12 protein-coding genes are annotated in these 15,438 nt (G+C 66.7%); 10 read left to right on the top strand and 2 right to left on the bottom strand.

Features of this window, described 5'->3' with window-relative positions:
- Window positions 1-1,884 carry a DUF3857 domain-containing transglutaminase family protein gene (locus J3U95_RS02960; protein WP_208277183.1) on the bottom strand — a complete coding sequence of 628 codons (1,884 nt, stop codon included), beginning with the start codon at window positions 1,882-1,884 and terminating at the stop codon, window positions 1-3.
- A gap of 95 nt (window positions 1,885-1,979) precedes the next feature.
- Between J3U95_RS02960 and J3U95_RS02965 the strand changes: the two genes are divergently transcribed.
- The 5 genes from J3U95_RS02965 (at window position 1,980) to J3U95_RS02985 (ending at window position 9,762) form a co-directional block, all read left to right on the top strand.
- The gene (locus J3U95_RS02965; RefSeq protein WP_208277184.1) at window positions 1,980-3,065 is read left to right on the top strand and encodes a patatin-like phospholipase family protein; all 1,086 of its coding nucleotides are present in this window, start codon (window positions 1,980-1,982) and stop codon (window positions 3,063-3,065) included.
- Between the two features lie 139 nt (window positions 3,066-3,204).
- The gene (gene ychF / locus J3U95_RS02970; protein ID WP_208277185.1) at window positions 3,205-4,296 is read left to right on the top strand and encodes a redox-regulated ATPase YchF; all 1,092 of its coding nucleotides are present in this window, start codon (window positions 3,205-3,207) and stop codon (window positions 4,294-4,296) included.
- A 123-nt stretch (window positions 4,297-4,419) separates the two neighbouring features.
- Window positions 4,420-7,527: a DEAD/DEAH box helicase gene (locus J3U95_RS02975; protein ID WP_208277186.1), complete on the top strand. Its 3,108-nt coding sequence runs from the start codon at window positions 4,420-4,422 to the stop codon at window positions 7,525-7,527.
- A gap of 100 nt (window positions 7,528-7,627) precedes the next feature.
- Entirely contained in the window at window positions 7,628-8,473 is an 846-nt protein-coding gene (locus J3U95_RS02980) for an MOSC domain-containing protein (RefSeq protein ID WP_208277187.1), read from the top strand.
- A 158-nt stretch (window positions 8,474-8,631) separates the two neighbouring features.
- Window positions 8,632-9,762, top strand: coding sequence for a GGDEF domain-containing protein (locus tag J3U95_RS02985; protein WP_208277188.1), 1,131 nt, complete (start codon window positions 8,632-8,634; stop codon window positions 9,760-9,762).
- 5 nt (window positions 9,763-9,767) lie between these two features.
- On the opposite strand, the gene J3U95_RS02990 is transcribed toward J3U95_RS02985, so the two are convergent.
- A complete protein-coding gene (locus J3U95_RS02990) occupies window positions 9,768-11,747 on the bottom strand; it encodes a monovalent cation:proton antiporter family protein (protein WP_208277189.1) in 1,980 nt (659 codons plus the stop codon).
- Between the two features lie 156 nt (window positions 11,748-11,903).
- Here J3U95_RS02990 and J3U95_RS02995 point away from each other — a divergent pair, with 156 nt between their 5' ends.
- From J3U95_RS02995 to lptB, 5 genes are read left to right on the top strand one after another with little or no spacing between them, the layout of a single operon-like run.
- Window positions 11,904-12,902 carry a KpsF/GutQ family sugar-phosphate isomerase gene (locus tag J3U95_RS02995; protein WP_208277190.1) on the top strand — a complete coding sequence of 333 codons (999 nt, stop codon included), beginning with the start codon at window positions 11,904-11,906 and terminating at the stop codon, window positions 12,900-12,902.
- Window positions 12,902-13,453: a KdsC family phosphatase gene (locus tag J3U95_RS03000; RefSeq protein WP_229519605.1), complete on the top strand. Its 552-nt coding sequence runs from the start codon at window positions 12,902-12,904 to the stop codon at window positions 13,451-13,453. The genes J3U95_RS02995 and J3U95_RS03000 overlap by 1 nt, the downstream gene beginning before the upstream one ends.
- A gap of 11 nt (window positions 13,454-13,464) precedes the next feature.
- Entirely contained in the window at window positions 13,465-14,070 is a 606-nt protein-coding gene (gene lptC / locus J3U95_RS03005) for an LPS export ABC transporter periplasmic protein LptC (RefSeq protein WP_109345361.1), read from the top strand.
- A 48-nt stretch (window positions 14,071-14,118) separates the two neighbouring features.
- Window positions 14,119-14,667 (top strand): lipopolysaccharide transport periplasmic protein LptA, encoded by a 549-nt coding sequence (gene lptA / locus J3U95_RS03010; RefSeq protein ID WP_109345360.1) that lies wholly within the window; start codon window positions 14,119-14,121, stop codon window positions 14,665-14,667.
- Between the two features lie 11 nt (window positions 14,668-14,678).
- Window positions 14,679-15,431, top strand: coding sequence for an LPS export ABC transporter ATP-binding protein (lptB, locus tag J3U95_RS03015; RefSeq protein ID WP_109347996.1), 753 nt, complete (start codon window positions 14,679-14,681; stop codon window positions 15,429-15,431).
- Window positions 15,432-15,438 lie beyond the last annotated feature (7 nt).

Raw genomic sequence — 15,438 nt, forward strand, 5'->3', positions numbered from 1 at the left:
TCATCCTCCCCGCACCACGACCTGCGAGCGCAGGTCGCGCAGCATGCGCTCGAGCGCCGGCCGCATGCGCCGGTAGTCGTCGGGCGAACAGGTGGCCGCCGTGTGCCTGAACTTGAGCTGGCGCTTGACCGTCACCAGTGCGCCGCGTCGCTGGTAGTGCGAGCGGTAGGCGAAGTTGGCATCTTCCACCTTGACGGCGCGCGGCAGGGCCAGCACCTGCGCGCGCTTCGGCAGGTGGAAGCGTAGTTCATCCTCGGCATCGATCGCCGGACACACGAACTCCTGGCGCCGCTCGGGCTCCTGCGTGAACGCGAACACGGCGTCGCCCAATCCTCCCCAGAAGTTATACGTGGTGGCCAGCCCCGTCGGCCCCGGCAGTTGCGTGAAGCCGCTGCTGGCGCCGCGGAACGACAGCGTATAGTCGTCGGCTACGCCTTCGGTATCGCCCGGCTCCAGCACGCCGCCGCCCTGTTGCCCCAGCCCTTGCAGCATGCGTTCGACGAAGCGGTCGCGCTCGGCCGCCGGCGTGGCGCGCACCACGCGGCGGTAGGGCTCGGCCTGGGCGCCGCTGCTGGTGCGCGTGACCTTGAAGCGGCTGCCGCCGTCCGGCTGGATGTCGAACTGGGTAAACGTGCGGCTGCGCGCCTGCTGGAAGAAGGGAATCATCGCGAACTCTCCCGAGCGCGCCAGCACCGCCGGCTTGCCGAGCAGCGCCGCCGGCAGGAAGCCGCCCGCCACCGATTCGGCGGTGGGATCGAGATACAGCTGCAGCGAAGGGATGTAGACGATCGCGTGATTGAGCACGCCCAGCGTGGGCACGCCCGGCAGGCGATAGGCGTCGCCGTTATTGACCAGCGCCACCGTGCTGTCGATGCCGGAGCTGGCCAGCAGCGCCTCGAGCAGGGTCGCGTGGTCCTTGCAGTCGCCATAGCGATTGGCCAGCACGCTGGACGCCGCATGCGGCACCACGCCGCCTGGGCCGAGATAGACACCGACGTAGCGCACGTTCTTGCGCACCCAGTCGGAGAGGGCGATCGCTCGGGTGCGGCGGTCGAGGGTGGCGCCCGTGATGCTGGCCGCCAGCGCCGCCACCGTGTCGTCGGGCAGCGCCTTGCCGGCGGCGCGCTCCTGGTAGGCGCGGGCGAAGGCGGCATAGTCGGCGAAGGTCGAGACCGCGAGCCGCTTGCCGTAGTCGAGATAGCTGACCGAATCGGCCTCCAGCCGCGCATTGTCGCCGTCGACGTAGCGCCAGGCGTAGCGGCGCTTGCCGGGCGTGGGTGCGGGCATGCTCATCGTGGCAATCGCCTCGAAGCCAACCGCGTCGGCGTGCAGCGGCATCGAAGCCGGCAAGTCGTAGACCAGGCGGAAGTCGCGCTGGCGCTGGAAGCGCGCCGAGGTCAGGTCTTCGAAGTGGCCGGGAAACAGCGGCGTGTGGCGCCGCACGACGTAGCGCACCGCGACCTTGTCGCCCGCTTCAACGTCAGGGAAGACGACGATCTTAAGCCGCGTATCCTGGAACATCGGGGCGTCGAGCGAGGCGGCTTCTTGCTGGTCGCGGATCTGGTGCGGCTGCACCGCCAGGCGCCGGCCGTCGGCTTTCTCGGTATGCGCCTCGACGGAGACGACTTCGTCGAGCGACTGGTTGTAGCCAATGTAGAACTGGGCGTGTTCGTGCAGCGCCGCGCGGTTGACGATGGTCTTGGCCTGCTCGACCGTGAGCGTGTAGCCGCCGCTGGCGTCGACGACGAAATGCTGGATGTAGCGGTCCACCACCACCGAACGGTCGGTGCCGCTGTCGGCCTCGAGCGCGCTCGCCATTGCCGGCAGCGAGCACAGCAATGGGCATAGAAGCAGACACAGCATGACGACGAAGCGCAGATGCATGACACTCTCCGGACACGCGACCGGCCCATGTTACGCAGCAGTACGGTGACAGGATTGATCGGGCGCAAGTGCATGCTTCCTGCGATAATTTCGGCATGAAGGCGCTCACTTTTCATGCCGGGCCGCTGGCCATGGCGCAGATTTCAGAACACGGCTTGCGGGCCCGGGACGTGGCCATCGTGCCGGCCGCGGCGGGCGGCCCCAAGGGCCTGATCTTCCAGTCGCTCGACCAATGGATGTTCGGAGAATGGTTCCCTTCGGCCCCGCGCGAACGTACGCTGATCGGCGCCTCGATCGGCGCCTGGCGCATGGCGGCCGCCTGCCAGAAGGATCCGGCCAAGGCTTTCGCCCTGCTGGGCGAGCTGTATGCAGGCCAGCGCTACACGAGCCTCAAGCCGACGCCGCAGGACATCGACGCGGTCGTGCAGGCCTTGCTGGGCGAACTGGTGCGTGGGCATGAAGACGACATCGTCAACCACGAGCACTACCGGCTGCACTTGCTGACCGTGCGCGGGCTGCGTTCGCTGGCGGCGCCGGCGCACCGCTACGCAGAGATGCGCGGTTTCCTGTCGGCGGCGCTGCACAATGCCGGCTCGCGCGCCTGGCTGGGGCGGCTGATGGAGCGGGTCGTGATTGGCGATGTACGAAGCCAGGCGCCATGGCTGCGCGAGCGCTTCGACAGCTTCAATACGCATTTCACCACGCTCACGCGCGACAACCTGGCGGCCGGACTGCTCGCTTCGGGCACGCTGCCCCTGATCATGAAGGCGGTGACCGGCATCGCCGAGGCGCCCGCCGGCAGCTACTGGGACGGCGGCATCATCGACTATCACCTGGCGCTGCCGTATTCGCGGGCTAGGGGCGAGCTGGTGCTGTACCCGCATTTCACCGAGCACATCGTGCCGGGCTGGCTGGATAAGGGATTCCCGTGGAGAAGGGCGGCGCGCGGCGCCAACCGTGGCTGGCTCGACAACGTGCTGCTGGTGGCGCCGTCCGACGAATTCCTGCGCACGCTGCCGCGCGGGAAACTGCCGGACCGCGCCGATTTCAAGTTCTACGGCCTGGATCACGACGAGCGCGTGCGCACCTGGAGGCGGGCGATCGGGGAAGGGGAGCGGCTGCGCGACGAGCTGGCCGAATTCGCCCTGCGGCCGGACCTTGGCCGCATCAAGCCGATCTAGCTTGTCACAGTAGAAACCAACCGTTGCAACGGGCACGGAAAGCGCCGTTTTTTGCGGCAGTCAAGCCTGTCCGGGTTACAATGCACGGTTTGGAGCGGTTCACCGATCGCTCGCGTTTACCGAATTAGGAATAGTATCCATGACCCTCAAATGCGGCATCGTCGGCCTGCCCAACGTTGGCAAATCCACCCTGTTCAACGCACTGACCAAGGCCGGCATCCCGGCTGAAAACTACCCGTTCTGCACCATCGAGCCGAACGTGGGCGTGGTCGAGGTGCCGGATCCGCGCATCGACGCGCTCTCCGCCATCGTCAAGCCGGAGCGCGTGGTCAAGGCCATCGTCGAATTCGTCGACATCGCGGGTCTGGTGGCCGGCGCGTCGAAGGGCGAGGGCCTGGGCAACCAGTTCCTGTCGCACATCCGCGAAACCGACGCGATCGTCAACGTGGTGCGCTGCTTCGAAGACCCGAACGTGATCCACGTGGCCGGCAAGGTCAGCCCGATCGACGACATCGAAGTCATCCAGACCGAACTGGCGCTGGCCGACATGGGCACCGTCGAGAAAGCCATCCACCGCGAGCAGAAGAAGGCGCGCTCGGGCGACAAGGACGCGGCCAAGCTGGTCGCGCTGCTCGAGCGCCTGATGCCGCACCTGAACGAAGGCCAGCCGGTGCGCACCATGGGCCTGGACAAGGAAGAGATGGCCATCATCTACCCGCTGCACCTGATCACCGCCAAGCCGGCGATGTTCGTGGCCAACGTGTCGGATACCGGTTTCACCGACAACCCGCTGCTGGACCAGCTGACCGAATTCGCCAACAAGCAGAACGCCCCGATCGTCGCCATCTGCGCCGCGATCGAATCGGAAATCGCCGAGATGGACGATGCCGACAAGGTCGACTTCCTGAACGATATGGGCATGGACGAGCCGGGCCTGGATCGCCTGATCCGTGCGGCGTTCAAGCTGCTGGGTCTGCAGACCTACTTCACCGCCGGCGTGAAGGAAGTGCGTGCCTGGACCGTGCCGATCGGCGCCACCGCGCCGCAGGCCGCGGGCGTGATCCACACCGACTTCGAGCGTGGTTTCATTCGCGCGCAGACCATTTCGTATGACGACTTCCTGACCTACAAGGGCGAGTCGGGCGCCAAGGAAGCGGGCAAGATGCGCGCCGAGGGCAAGGAATACATCGTCAAGGATGGCGACGTGCTGAACTTCCTGTTCAACGTCTGATCCACCAGGCGCGCGCTGCGCCCAACCCTACGCAAGCCCTTCCTTCCGAAGGGCTTGTTGCTTTTTGGCTTATACAAAAACAATAAGGCATGCCGTCTGGATACGGTTGAGCTACAGGAAAACATGAACGATACAGTCCAGAACCGCTTGCTGCCCTTGCCGTACTGGCGCGCCGCGCTGGCCGAAGTGAGCCTGCTGCATCCCGAGGTGGCACCCGACAGCAAACCGATCGCGCTCGCGGAAAACGACGGCGCGTGGCGGGTTGCACAAGCCGCGCCCGACCTGGCAAGCTGGATCGAGGCACAGTTCAGTGCCAGCAAGCTGGAACGGGCCGGCCGCATCCCCTTCGTGCTGATCCCGGCCCGGCTGGCGCTGGACGCAAGCCATGGCGCCAAGCAGGACGGCGCCGAGTTGCACAAGGGCGCTTCGGTGCTCTGCATCCCCTGCCTGCTCGATCGCCAGGGCGTGCTGTCGCCGGACCCTGATCGCATGCCGTGGATTCCGCGCGAGCTGCTGGAGCCGACCCTGCGGCGCACATCGGTCGGCGCGCTGGCCAGCGTCGACGCATTCATCGGCGCGCTGCCGGAGCAGGCCACCGGCATGGGCGATACCTTCCACGTGGCGGCGCGCCTGTTCGAAGCGGTGACGGGCGCCGGGCTGCCCGGGCTTTCCGCAATGGCGTCGGCCGAGCCAGGCCAGCGGCTGCCGGATTTCGCGCTGGAGGAGCACCGCCTGGTGTCGGGCTGGCACGGCATGCCCTACGAGCCACCGATCGTCGCGCGGCATCTCCTGAAGCTGTACGACCGCATTATCGCCGAGGGGCTGCCCACGCCACTGCTCGACACCTTGCGCACCGTCGCCGACCGGCCGGCGCGCGCGCCGCTGCCATTGCAGCAGACCGCGCCATATGACGGCCAGACGGTCGGCCACATGCATCCGCTTCACCACCTGTCGCCGTCCCAGCGCACAGCGATGGTCGAGCTGCAGCGCCTGGGCGAGGGGCAGGTCCTGGCGGTGAACGGTCCGCCCGGCACCGGCAAGACCACCTTGCTGCAAAGCGTGGTGGCCCAGCTCTGGGTCGATGCGGCCCTGGCCGGCGGCGATTGTCCGCTGATCGTGGTCGCCTCGACCAATGTGAAGGCGGTCGAGAACGTGCTCGACAGCTTCGCGAAAATCTCGTCCGAGACCGGGCATCGGCGCTGGCATCCCTACGGGCGCGGCTTCGGGCTGTTCCTGGCGTCCGAATCGCGCCAGACCCAGCATCCGGTCTGCACCGGCAAGAGCCACCCCTTCGAGGAGTTCGAGACGCCGGAAATGCTGGCGGCGGCGGAGCGCCATTACCTCGACTGCGCGGCGATGCACTTCAGGCGGCGCGGCGATGGCGTCGGCACCGTGGTCCACGACCTGCACGCCGAACTGAAGGAGCTGGCCGCCCGCCTCGACACCCTGGTGGCGGCGCGCCATACCCTGTTCCATGCGCTCGGCCAGGACGTCGACGACGGCGCCGTCGCCTCGTACCGCGCCTTGCTGGCGACCTTGAACGAGGAACTCACGCGTTGCCGTGAACAGCTGGCGCAACTGCGCGCGCGCCTGGACGAGAGCGAACAGGCCGCCGACGCCGCCTTGCGCGCCTACGAGGCGCGCCGCGACGACATCATGCAGGCCGAAAAGGCATGGGCGGCCTACCTGGCCGACGCCTCGATCTGGCTCGACCTCTTCAGTTTCGTACCGGCCGTGCGCCGGCGCCGCATGGCGCGCGACCGCCAGGTGCTGATGGCGCATCCGCTGACCGCCGACCTCCAGCACCGCGCCGACGGCGTGCCGGGGCATTTCCATACGCTCAAGAAGGAAGCGCTGCAGCACAAGAACGATACCGCGGCCGAGCTGCTCGCCTTGAAGGGGACGCTCGCGCGCCAGGGGGACGAGGTCAAGCAGGAGATGGCGCGGGCCGAGACGGAGCGCGCACGCATCACCAGCGCCTTCGCCGCCTGGCGCGACGTGGCCGGCGACGATCCCGAACTGCTCGACGCCAGCCTGGCCAACCTGAACGACTACCTGGACAAAAAGGTGCGCGCACGCATGTTCGCCGTCGCCGACTGGTACTGGTCGGGCCAGTGGATCCTGGAAGTGCGGCACCGGATCAGGAGCGGCATCAAGGATACGAAGGGGCGCAGCAAGCTGGAAGCGAAGTACCGCCGCTTCGCCAAGCTCTCTCCCTGCCTGGTGTCGAACTTTCACATGGCGCCGTCGTTCTTCACCGCCTGGGAAGGCGAAGACATGCCGTTCTGGAATACGATCGACCTGCTGGTGGTGGATGAGGCAGGGCAGGTCTCGCCCGATATCGGCGCGCCGATGTTCGCCCTGGCGCGGCGCGCGATGGTGGTCGGCGACACCTTCCAGATCGAGCCGGTCTGGAACAGCGGCGAAGCGACCGACCGCGCCAACGCCGTCAAGTTCGGCCTGGCGCCGGCCTTCCACGACCCCGCCTACGAGCGCCTGGAGCAGGCCGGCCACACATCGGCCAGCGGCAGCCTGATGCGCGTTGCCAACCGCGCCTGCACCGTCCAGCAGTACGAGGACGTCCGCGGCCTGATGCTGACCGAACACCGCCGCTCTGTGCCGGAACTGATCGATTACTGCAACCGGCTGATCTACGCGGGCCGCCTCGAACCGAAACGCGCGTCGCTGCCGCCGGAAGCGCGCATCCTGCCGCCATTCGAGCTGATTCACGTGGCCGGCAGGGATGCGCGGCGCGGCGGCAGCCGCTACAACGAGCTCGAAGCGGCCGCCGTCGTCGACTGGATCAAAGCCCACCGCGCCGACATCGAACGCCATTACCTCGATGACGCGGGCAAGCCGACGCCGATCTGGCAACTGGTGGGCATCGTGACCCCGTTCGCCGCGCAGGCGGGGGCCATCGAACGGCGCCTGCGCCGCGACATGCCGGACCTGCTGCGCAAGGACAGCCGCCTGACGGTCGGCACCGTGCATGCGCTGCAGGGCGCCGAGCGCGCCATCGTGCTGTTCTCGCCGACCTATGGCGAGGGTTTCAATGGCGGCGCCTTCTTCGACCAGAAGCCGAACATGCTGAACGTCGCGGTATCGCGCGCCAGGGACAGCTTCATCGTCATCGGCAACCGCAAGGTGTTCGATGCCGACCGCACTGCGCTGCCGTCCGGCCTGCTGGCGACGTATCTGGTGGAACGCAGCCGCGAGACGGTCGAGGGCTAGCGCAGGGGCAGGGCGGATTCCATCGAATCCGCCCTGCGGAATCGTGCCAGCGGCGCCGATTGCTGCCATACTGTTGGCTTCTTACCATCCCGATCACAGCATGGCCACCGTCACCGAACTCCTCCTTTATCCGATCAAGTCCTGTGGCGGCCTGTCCGTGCCGGAGGCGACGCTCGCCCTCGACGGCCTGTCGGCAAACGGCGTGCACGACCGCGAATGGATGGTGGTGACGCGCGAAGGCCTGTTCCTGACCCAGCGCGAATACCCGCGCATGGCGACCATCGCGCCGCGGGTCGAAGGTGACGATCTGGTGGTCGCGGCCCCCGGCATGCCGCCAATCCGCCTGCCGCTGGCGCACGACCTCGAGGCGCCAACGCTCGAAGTGCTGATCTGGGACGACCACGTCCTGGCCGCCGACTGCGGCGACAATATCGCCGCCTGGTTCTCCGACGCCGTCGGCGCCCCATGCCGCCTGGTGCGCTTCCGTCCCGACGTCGTGCGTCCGAAGATCAGCCCATGGACTGGCGGCCTGCCCGCCGCGGCCCGCTTCTCGGACGGCTACCCGATCCTGCTGATCGGCCAGTCCTCGCTCGACGACCTGAACGGCAAGTTGACGCAGGCCGGCCGCGCCGCGCTGCCCATGAACCGCTTTCGTCCCAATATGGTCGTGGAAGGCATCGACGCCTTCGAAGAAGACTTCGTGGAGACCTTCAGCGATGGCGCGATCAACCTGCGTCCAGTCAAACCCTGCGCCCGCTGCCCGATCCCGTCGGTCGACCAGGCCACCGGCATCCCCGGCCCCGATCCCCTCGACATCCTGCAGACCTACCGCGCCAACGCCCGCATGGAAGGCGCCGTCACGATGGGCATGAACGTCATCGTCCAGGACGGCATCGGCCGCACTTTGCGCGTGGGCCAGGAACTAAACGCCGAGCTCGCTTTCTAAAGTACAAGGGAGCGACGACAGGCCAAACGCCGGCGACACCGCAACAGTGTCGCAAAATCGCCTATTCCCGCCTCTTCCACGATATTGACAAGCGGTTTTTCATATCCAAGCAAGAGTGGATGGCGTAATGTTACGGTTATTGCTGAAAGGAATGCTCCATGCATGAGCCGAGCGCGTCGACGCGAGAACTGATGGCGGAAAACGAGACCTTGCGCGCGCGCATGGCGTACCTGCTCGAGCAGGCCGAACGCAACCACGAAATCATGTGCCGCCACCAGGCCTTCGACCTGCAGATCGTGGGCGCGGGCAGCTTTCCGGAACTGGTCGGCACTATCTTCCGCACGCTGCCGGTGATCTCGGAACTGGATACCGTCACCCTGTCGCTGGTCGATCCGGATGCCGACATCTATACCGTCATGCACCGCCTGGGCGTCGATTTCGAGCAGTTCCCCAACCTGATGTTCTGCGAGCATGCGGTCGAACTCGGCTTCGACATGTCGCCCGAGCGCCGTCCGCGTCCGATCCTCGGCGCCTATGCGCCGTCCCAGCACTGCGTCGTGTTCCCGCATCCGCCCGCCGGCCTGCAGAGCGTGGCCCTGGTGCCGCTGCTGCGCAATACGCGCCTGATCGGCAGCCTCAACCTGGGCAGCACCGATCCGACCCGCTTCACGCCGAACCTGGGCACCGATTTCGTCGAGCACATGGGCTCGATCATCGCGATCTGCCTCGAAAACGTGATCAGCAACGAGATGCTGAAATACATCGGCCTCACCGATTCGCTCACCGGCGTCTACAACCGCCGCTACATGGACCGCCGCCTGCTCGAAGAGATTGCGCGCGCCCGGCGCCAGGGCTATCGCCTGTCCTGCATGTACATCGACATCGACCACTTCAAGCGCGTCAACGACACGGTCGGCCACCAGGGCGGCGACGACGTCCTGCGCGAGGTGTGCGGCCGCATCAAGGCCGAGCTGCGCATGTCGGATGCGCTGGGCCGCTTCGGCGGAGAAGAATTCGTGGTGCTGCTGATCGACGCCGACCTGGAAAGCGCGAGCATGGTCGCGCAGCGTATCCGCGCCAGCGTGGCCGCCGAACCGGTGAGCTTGAGCAGCGGCGAGCGGGTCGACGTGACGGTGTCGATCGGCGTCGCCGCGTTGTCAGCGCAGTTGTCCGATCCTGCGCGCGATAACGCGATCGAAGGCGTTGCGCAGGAACTCGTGGCATCGGCCGATGCGGCGCTGTACCAGGCCAAGGCCGGTGGCCGCAACAAGGTCGTGACGTTCGCTTAGGGCTGTCATAACAACCGGTCCTCGGCCCGGCTGACCGCCTCCCCATCCCCGCGCAACACCACCACGTCGCCGGCGGCCAGCACCACCTCGGGCCGCGGCTCGACATCCTCGCCGCAGCGCCGCAGCGCCGTCACCTCGGCCGCCACGTCCTCCAGCCGCAACTCCTGCAAGCTCCTGCCCACGGCGCCGGCCTGCGCATGCAGCCGCACCGAATGCAGCCGCACATGTCCCGGCTCGAGATCGGCGCCGCTGTCGCTCGCGCCGTGGAAGTAGCCGCGCAGGGTGGCGTAGCGGTCGTAGCGCGCCGCCTGCACCCGGTGCACGACGCGCCGCAGCGGCACGCCCAGCGTCAACAGCGCGTGCGAGGCCAGCATCAGGCTGCTCTCCAGCGCTTCCGGCACCACCTCGGTGGCGCCGGCTGCCTTGAGCATCTCCGTATCGCGATCGTCGTAGCTGCGCACGATCACCGGCAGCGATGGCGCCAGTTCGTGCACCAGGTGCAGCACCTTCATGGCGAACCGGGTGTCGGCGAAGGTGATCACCAGGGCGCTGGCGCGGTTGATGCCGGCCGCCATCAGGCTCTCGCGCCGCGTAGCGTCGCCGTACGAGACGGTGGCGCCGGCGGCTTGCGCGTCCTGCACCCGCTCCGGATCCAGGTCGAGCGCATGCCAGGGCAGCGCCTCTTCCTTGAGCAAGGCCGCCAGGCTCTGGCCATTGCGCCCGAAGCCGGCAATGATCACGTGGTTCTGGGTCTTCATGGTGCGCGTGGCGAGCTGGGTCAGCTGCAGCGACTGCGTCATCCACTCATTGGCCGCGAGCTTCATCACGATCCGGTCCATGCTGGCGATGACGAAGGGCGCGAGCAGCATCGACAGCACCATCGATGCCAGCACCAGCTGCATCACGAACGGGTCGACCAGCTTCGAGCCGGCAGCGTGATTGAGCAGCACGAAGCTGAATTCGCCCGCCTGGGCCAGCGCCAGGCCGGTGCGCATCGCCGTGCCAAGGGATGCCCCGAAGGCGCGCGCAAGCAGCGCGATCAGGCCGAACTTGAGCAGCAGCACCAATGCCAGCAGGAGCAGCACCAGCCACCAGTGTTCGGCCACCATCCCCAGGTCGAGCAGCATGCCGATCGTGATGAAGAACAGCCCGAGCAGCACGTCGCGGAACGGCTTGATGTCTTCTTCCACCTGATGCTTGTATGGCGTCTCCGAGATCAGCATGCCGGCGACAAAAGCGCCGAGGGCCAGCGACAGGCCGGCCTGCTCGGTGATCCAGGCCGCGCCCAGGGTCACCAGCAGCAGGTTGAGCATGAACAGCTCCTGCGAGCGGCGCTTGGCGACGATGGTGAACCAGCGTCCCATCAGCTTCTGGCCGAAGAACAGCAGCAGGGCCAGCACCAGCGCCGCCTTGGCCGCTTCCACCCCGAGCGTGATCGCCATGTCTTCCGGATCGCGCGCCAGCGCCGGGATCATGATCAAGAGCGGCACCACCGCCAGGTCCTGGAACAGCAGGATGCCGACGATGCGCCGTCCATGCTCGCTTTCGAGCTCCAGCCGCTCGGTGAGCAGTTTGACGACGATGGCGGTCGAGGACATCGCCAGCGCGCCGCCCAGCGCGAAGGCGGCCTGCCAGCCGAGCGGAATGCCGGGCAGGGCCCAGGCCACCAGCAGCCCGATTCCCATGGCGGCCACGATGGTCGACACCACCTGGGCCAGGCCCAGCCCGAACACGATGCGCCGCATCGATCGCAGCTGCCCGAGCGAGAACTCCAGGCCGATCGAGAACATCAGGAACACGACCCCGAACTCGCCCAGCGCATGGGTGGTCGGGCTGTCTTCGGCCAGGGCCAGGGCGTGGGGGCCGATCAGGACACCGACGGCGAGGTAGCCGAGCATCGGCGGCAGATGAAGGCTACGGAAGGCGACCACGCCCAGGACGGCGCAGCCCAGAAGGAGGAGGGTGAGTTCGAGGCCGGAATGCATTGATGCGATGCTGGGATAAACAGCAAAAGTGTTGATCTTATGGCACTAGCCAGGTGTGGTGCGGCATGCGCTTGTTATCGTTTGTTACGACTGGCAAGTTTTTTGCTTTCCCAATTCGTTTATACTTCCAAAATGAGTGTAACCGATGAAAAAATAATGCCGAAAAGTTTTGACGAGACCCTGGCCCGGCGCGTGCTGGAATTGGGTCGCGAAACGCTGTCGATCGAAGCCGACGCCATCCGCGCGCTGCAGTCGCGCCTGGGCGACGACGACAGTTTCGTGAACGCCGCGCAGCTGATCATGGCCTGCGACGGCCGCGTGGTCGTGTCCGGGATGGGCAAGTCGGGCCACATCGGCCGCAAGATTGCCGCCACCCTGGCGTCCACCGGCACCCCGGCCTTCTTCATGCACCCGGGCGAGGCCGCGCACGGCGACCTGGGCATGGTCACCAAAAATGATGTCGTGATCGCGATTTCCAATTCGGGCGAATCGTCCGAGATCCTCGACATCCTGCCGGCCGTGAAGCGCCTGGGCGCACGCGTGATCGCCATGACCGGCAAACCATCCTCGCGCCTGGCCAAGCTGGCCGACGTACACCTGAACATCGCGGTGGACAAGGAAGCCTGCCCACTCAACCTGGCGCCGACCACCAGCACCACCGTCACCCTCGCCATGGGCGATGCGCTGGCCGTGGCGCTGCTGGATGCGCGCGGCTTCCGGGAGCAAGACTTCGCGCTGTCGCATCCGGGCGGCGCGCTGGGTCGCCGCCTCCTGACCCATGTGCGCGACGTGATGCGCAGCGGCGATGCGGTGCCGAGCGTCGGTCCCGAGACGTCGCTGGTCGAAGCGCTGCTGGAAGTCACCCGCAAGGGCCTCGGCATGACCGCCATCGTCGACGCCGAAGGCCGTCCGGTCGGCGTGTTCACCGACGGCGACCTGCGCCGCGTGATCGAGCGCATGCATGATTTTTCGAACGTCCAGATCCGCGACGTGATGCACGCCAACCCGCGTCGCGTGCGCCCCGAGCAGCTGGCGGTCGACGCCGTCGCCGTGATGGAAGAATTCCGCATCAACCAGATGCTGGTTGTCGATCAGGACGACCGCCTGGTCGGTGCGCTGCACATCCACGACCTGACCCGCGCCAAGGTGATCTGATGAGTGAATTCATTCCCGCCATTACCCCGCTGGCGCACATGGAACGCGCGGCCCGCATCAAGGTCATGATCTTCGACGTGGACGGCGTGCTGACCGACGGCAGCCTGACCTACGGCCCGGAAGGCGAAGTCACCAAGACCTTCAACGTGCTCGACGGCCTGGGCATCCAGCTGTTGAACAAGACCGGTGTCCAGACCGCGATCATCAGCGCGCGCCTGTCGCCGATCGTCGTCAAGCGCGCGGCCGATCTGGGCATCTCGCATGTCCACCAGGGCATCCACGACAAGCGCATCGGCTTCGCCAAGCTGCTCGAGGCCACCGGCTTCACCGCCGAGCAGTGCGGCTACATCGGCGACGACGTGATCGACCTGCCGCTGTTCGCGCGCGTCGGCTTCGCCGTCGCGGTGCCGTCCGGCCACCCCGAAGTGCAGCACCGCGCGCACTACGTGACGAAGAACGCCGGCGGGCGCGGCGCGGTGCGCGAGGTGTGCGATCTCGTGATGCGCGCCCAGGGCACCTACGACCAGGCGCTCGCGCCGTACTTCGCCTGAGGTTATAAAAAATGGCTACCGTCGTCGTCAACAAGCGCACCGCGCACCGCTGGAATCTGCTGGCGATGATCGTGATCGGCACCTTCTTCGCCTTCGGCAGCTTCTGGCTGCTGCAGCTGATGCAGGCCTCCGACATCGACGCCCAGCTGGGCGGACCGCCGGACGAGCCGGACTACATCGTCGAGAACTTCTCCTTCGTGCGCATGACCGAGAACGGCCAGCCGAGCTATCTGGTGTCGGGCAAGCGCCTCGCGCACATCCCGAATGGCGACGTGTCGCACGTCGACGAGCCGGTGCTGCGCGGCGTCGAGCCGGGCCGCCCGCCGATGACGGTGGTCGCGAAGAACGCGCAGATCCATCACCAGGAGCACCGGGTCGAACTGATGGGCGACGTCGACCTGCAGCGTCCCAAGACCGCGCAGAGCGAGGCGCTGCGCGTGCGCAGCCAGGCGCTCACCGTGCTGCCCGATGAAGAAATCGTGAAGACCGATCTGCCGATCGACATGCAACTTGGCGCGTCCACGCTCAAGGGCACCGGCATGGTCGCCAACAATGCGACCCAGCAGATGCACCTGTCCAGCCGTGGCCAGATCGTCTATCCGCCACGCCAGCGCTGATCCTTGAACGACGTGCGCCGCGTGCCAACCCGAGACCCGTTTCCAATCATGAAAAAACTCCTTGCTGCCGCTTTCCTTTCCCTGCTGTCGCTGACCGCGGCCGCCGAGCGCGCCGATTCGCTCAAGCCGGCCACCATCGAATACGACTCCGCCGACGTCGACGGCATCACGGGCACCCGCGTCTTCACCGGCAACGTGGTCCTGACCCGCGGCACGCTGCTGCTCAAGGCCGACCGCGCCGTGGTCAATGAGTCGCCGGAAGGGTATATGAGCGTGACGCTCACCGCGTCCAACGGCAAGCTGACCACCTTCCGCCAGAAGCGCGACGGCGGCCCCGACCTGTGGGTCGAAGGCCAGGCCGAGCGCATCGAGTACGACGAGCGTTCCGAGCTGGTGCGCCTGTACTCGAACGCCCTGATCAAGGAGCTCGAGAATTCGCGCATGACCAACCAGATCACCGGTCCTTTCATCTCCTACGACAACCGCAAGGAAGTGGCCACCGTGCGCAACGACGTCAGCGGCCAGACCAAGGCCGGCGGCGGACGCGGCACCCTGATCCTGTCGCCCAAGCGCGCCCCGGCCGGAGGCGCTCAATGACGGCGATCCCGATGGAGCTGGGCGATTGCAGCACCCTGGTCGTCAAGGGCCTGCAGAAAAGCTATGGCAAGCGCCTGGTGGTGCGCGACGTGTCGCTGCAGGTCGAATGCGGTGAAGTGGTCGGCTTGCTGGGCCCGAACGGCGCCGGCAAGACCACGTCGTTCTACATGATCGTCGGCCTGGTGCCGTCGGATGCCGGCTCGATCGACATCAACGGCACCGACATCACCAGCCTGCCGATCCACCGCCGCGCCGTATTGGGCCTGTCCTACCTGCCGCAGGAGGCGTCGGTATTCCGCAAGCTGACGGTGGAAGAGAACATCCGCGCCGTGCTCGAGCTGCAGAAGGACAACGGCAAGCCGCTGTCGAAGGACCAGATCAACGAGCGCCTCGACACCCTGCTGGCCGACCTGCAGATCGAGAAGCTGCGCGAGAATCCGGCGCTGTCGCTGTCGGGCGGCGAGCGCCGCCGCGTGGAAATCGCGCGCGCGCTGGCGACCAATCCGCGCTTCGTGCTGCTCGACGAACCGTTCGCCGGCGTCGATCCGATCGCCGTGATCGAGATCCAGCGCATCGTGCGCTTCCTGAAGGAGCGCCGGATCGGTGTTTTGATCACCGACCACAACGTGCGCGAGACGCTCGGCATCTGCGACCGCGCCTACATCATCAACCAGGGCGCGGTGCTTGCCTCCGGCCGCCCTGACGACATCATCGCGGACGAGTCGGTGCGCCGCGTGTACCTGGGTGAACACTTCCGCATGTGAGCGACGC

It is taken from the genome of Massilia oculi (genome assembly GCF_017582745.1).
Lineage (GTDB): Bacteria > Pseudomonadota > Gammaproteobacteria > Burkholderiales > Burkholderiaceae_D > Telluria > Telluria oculi_A.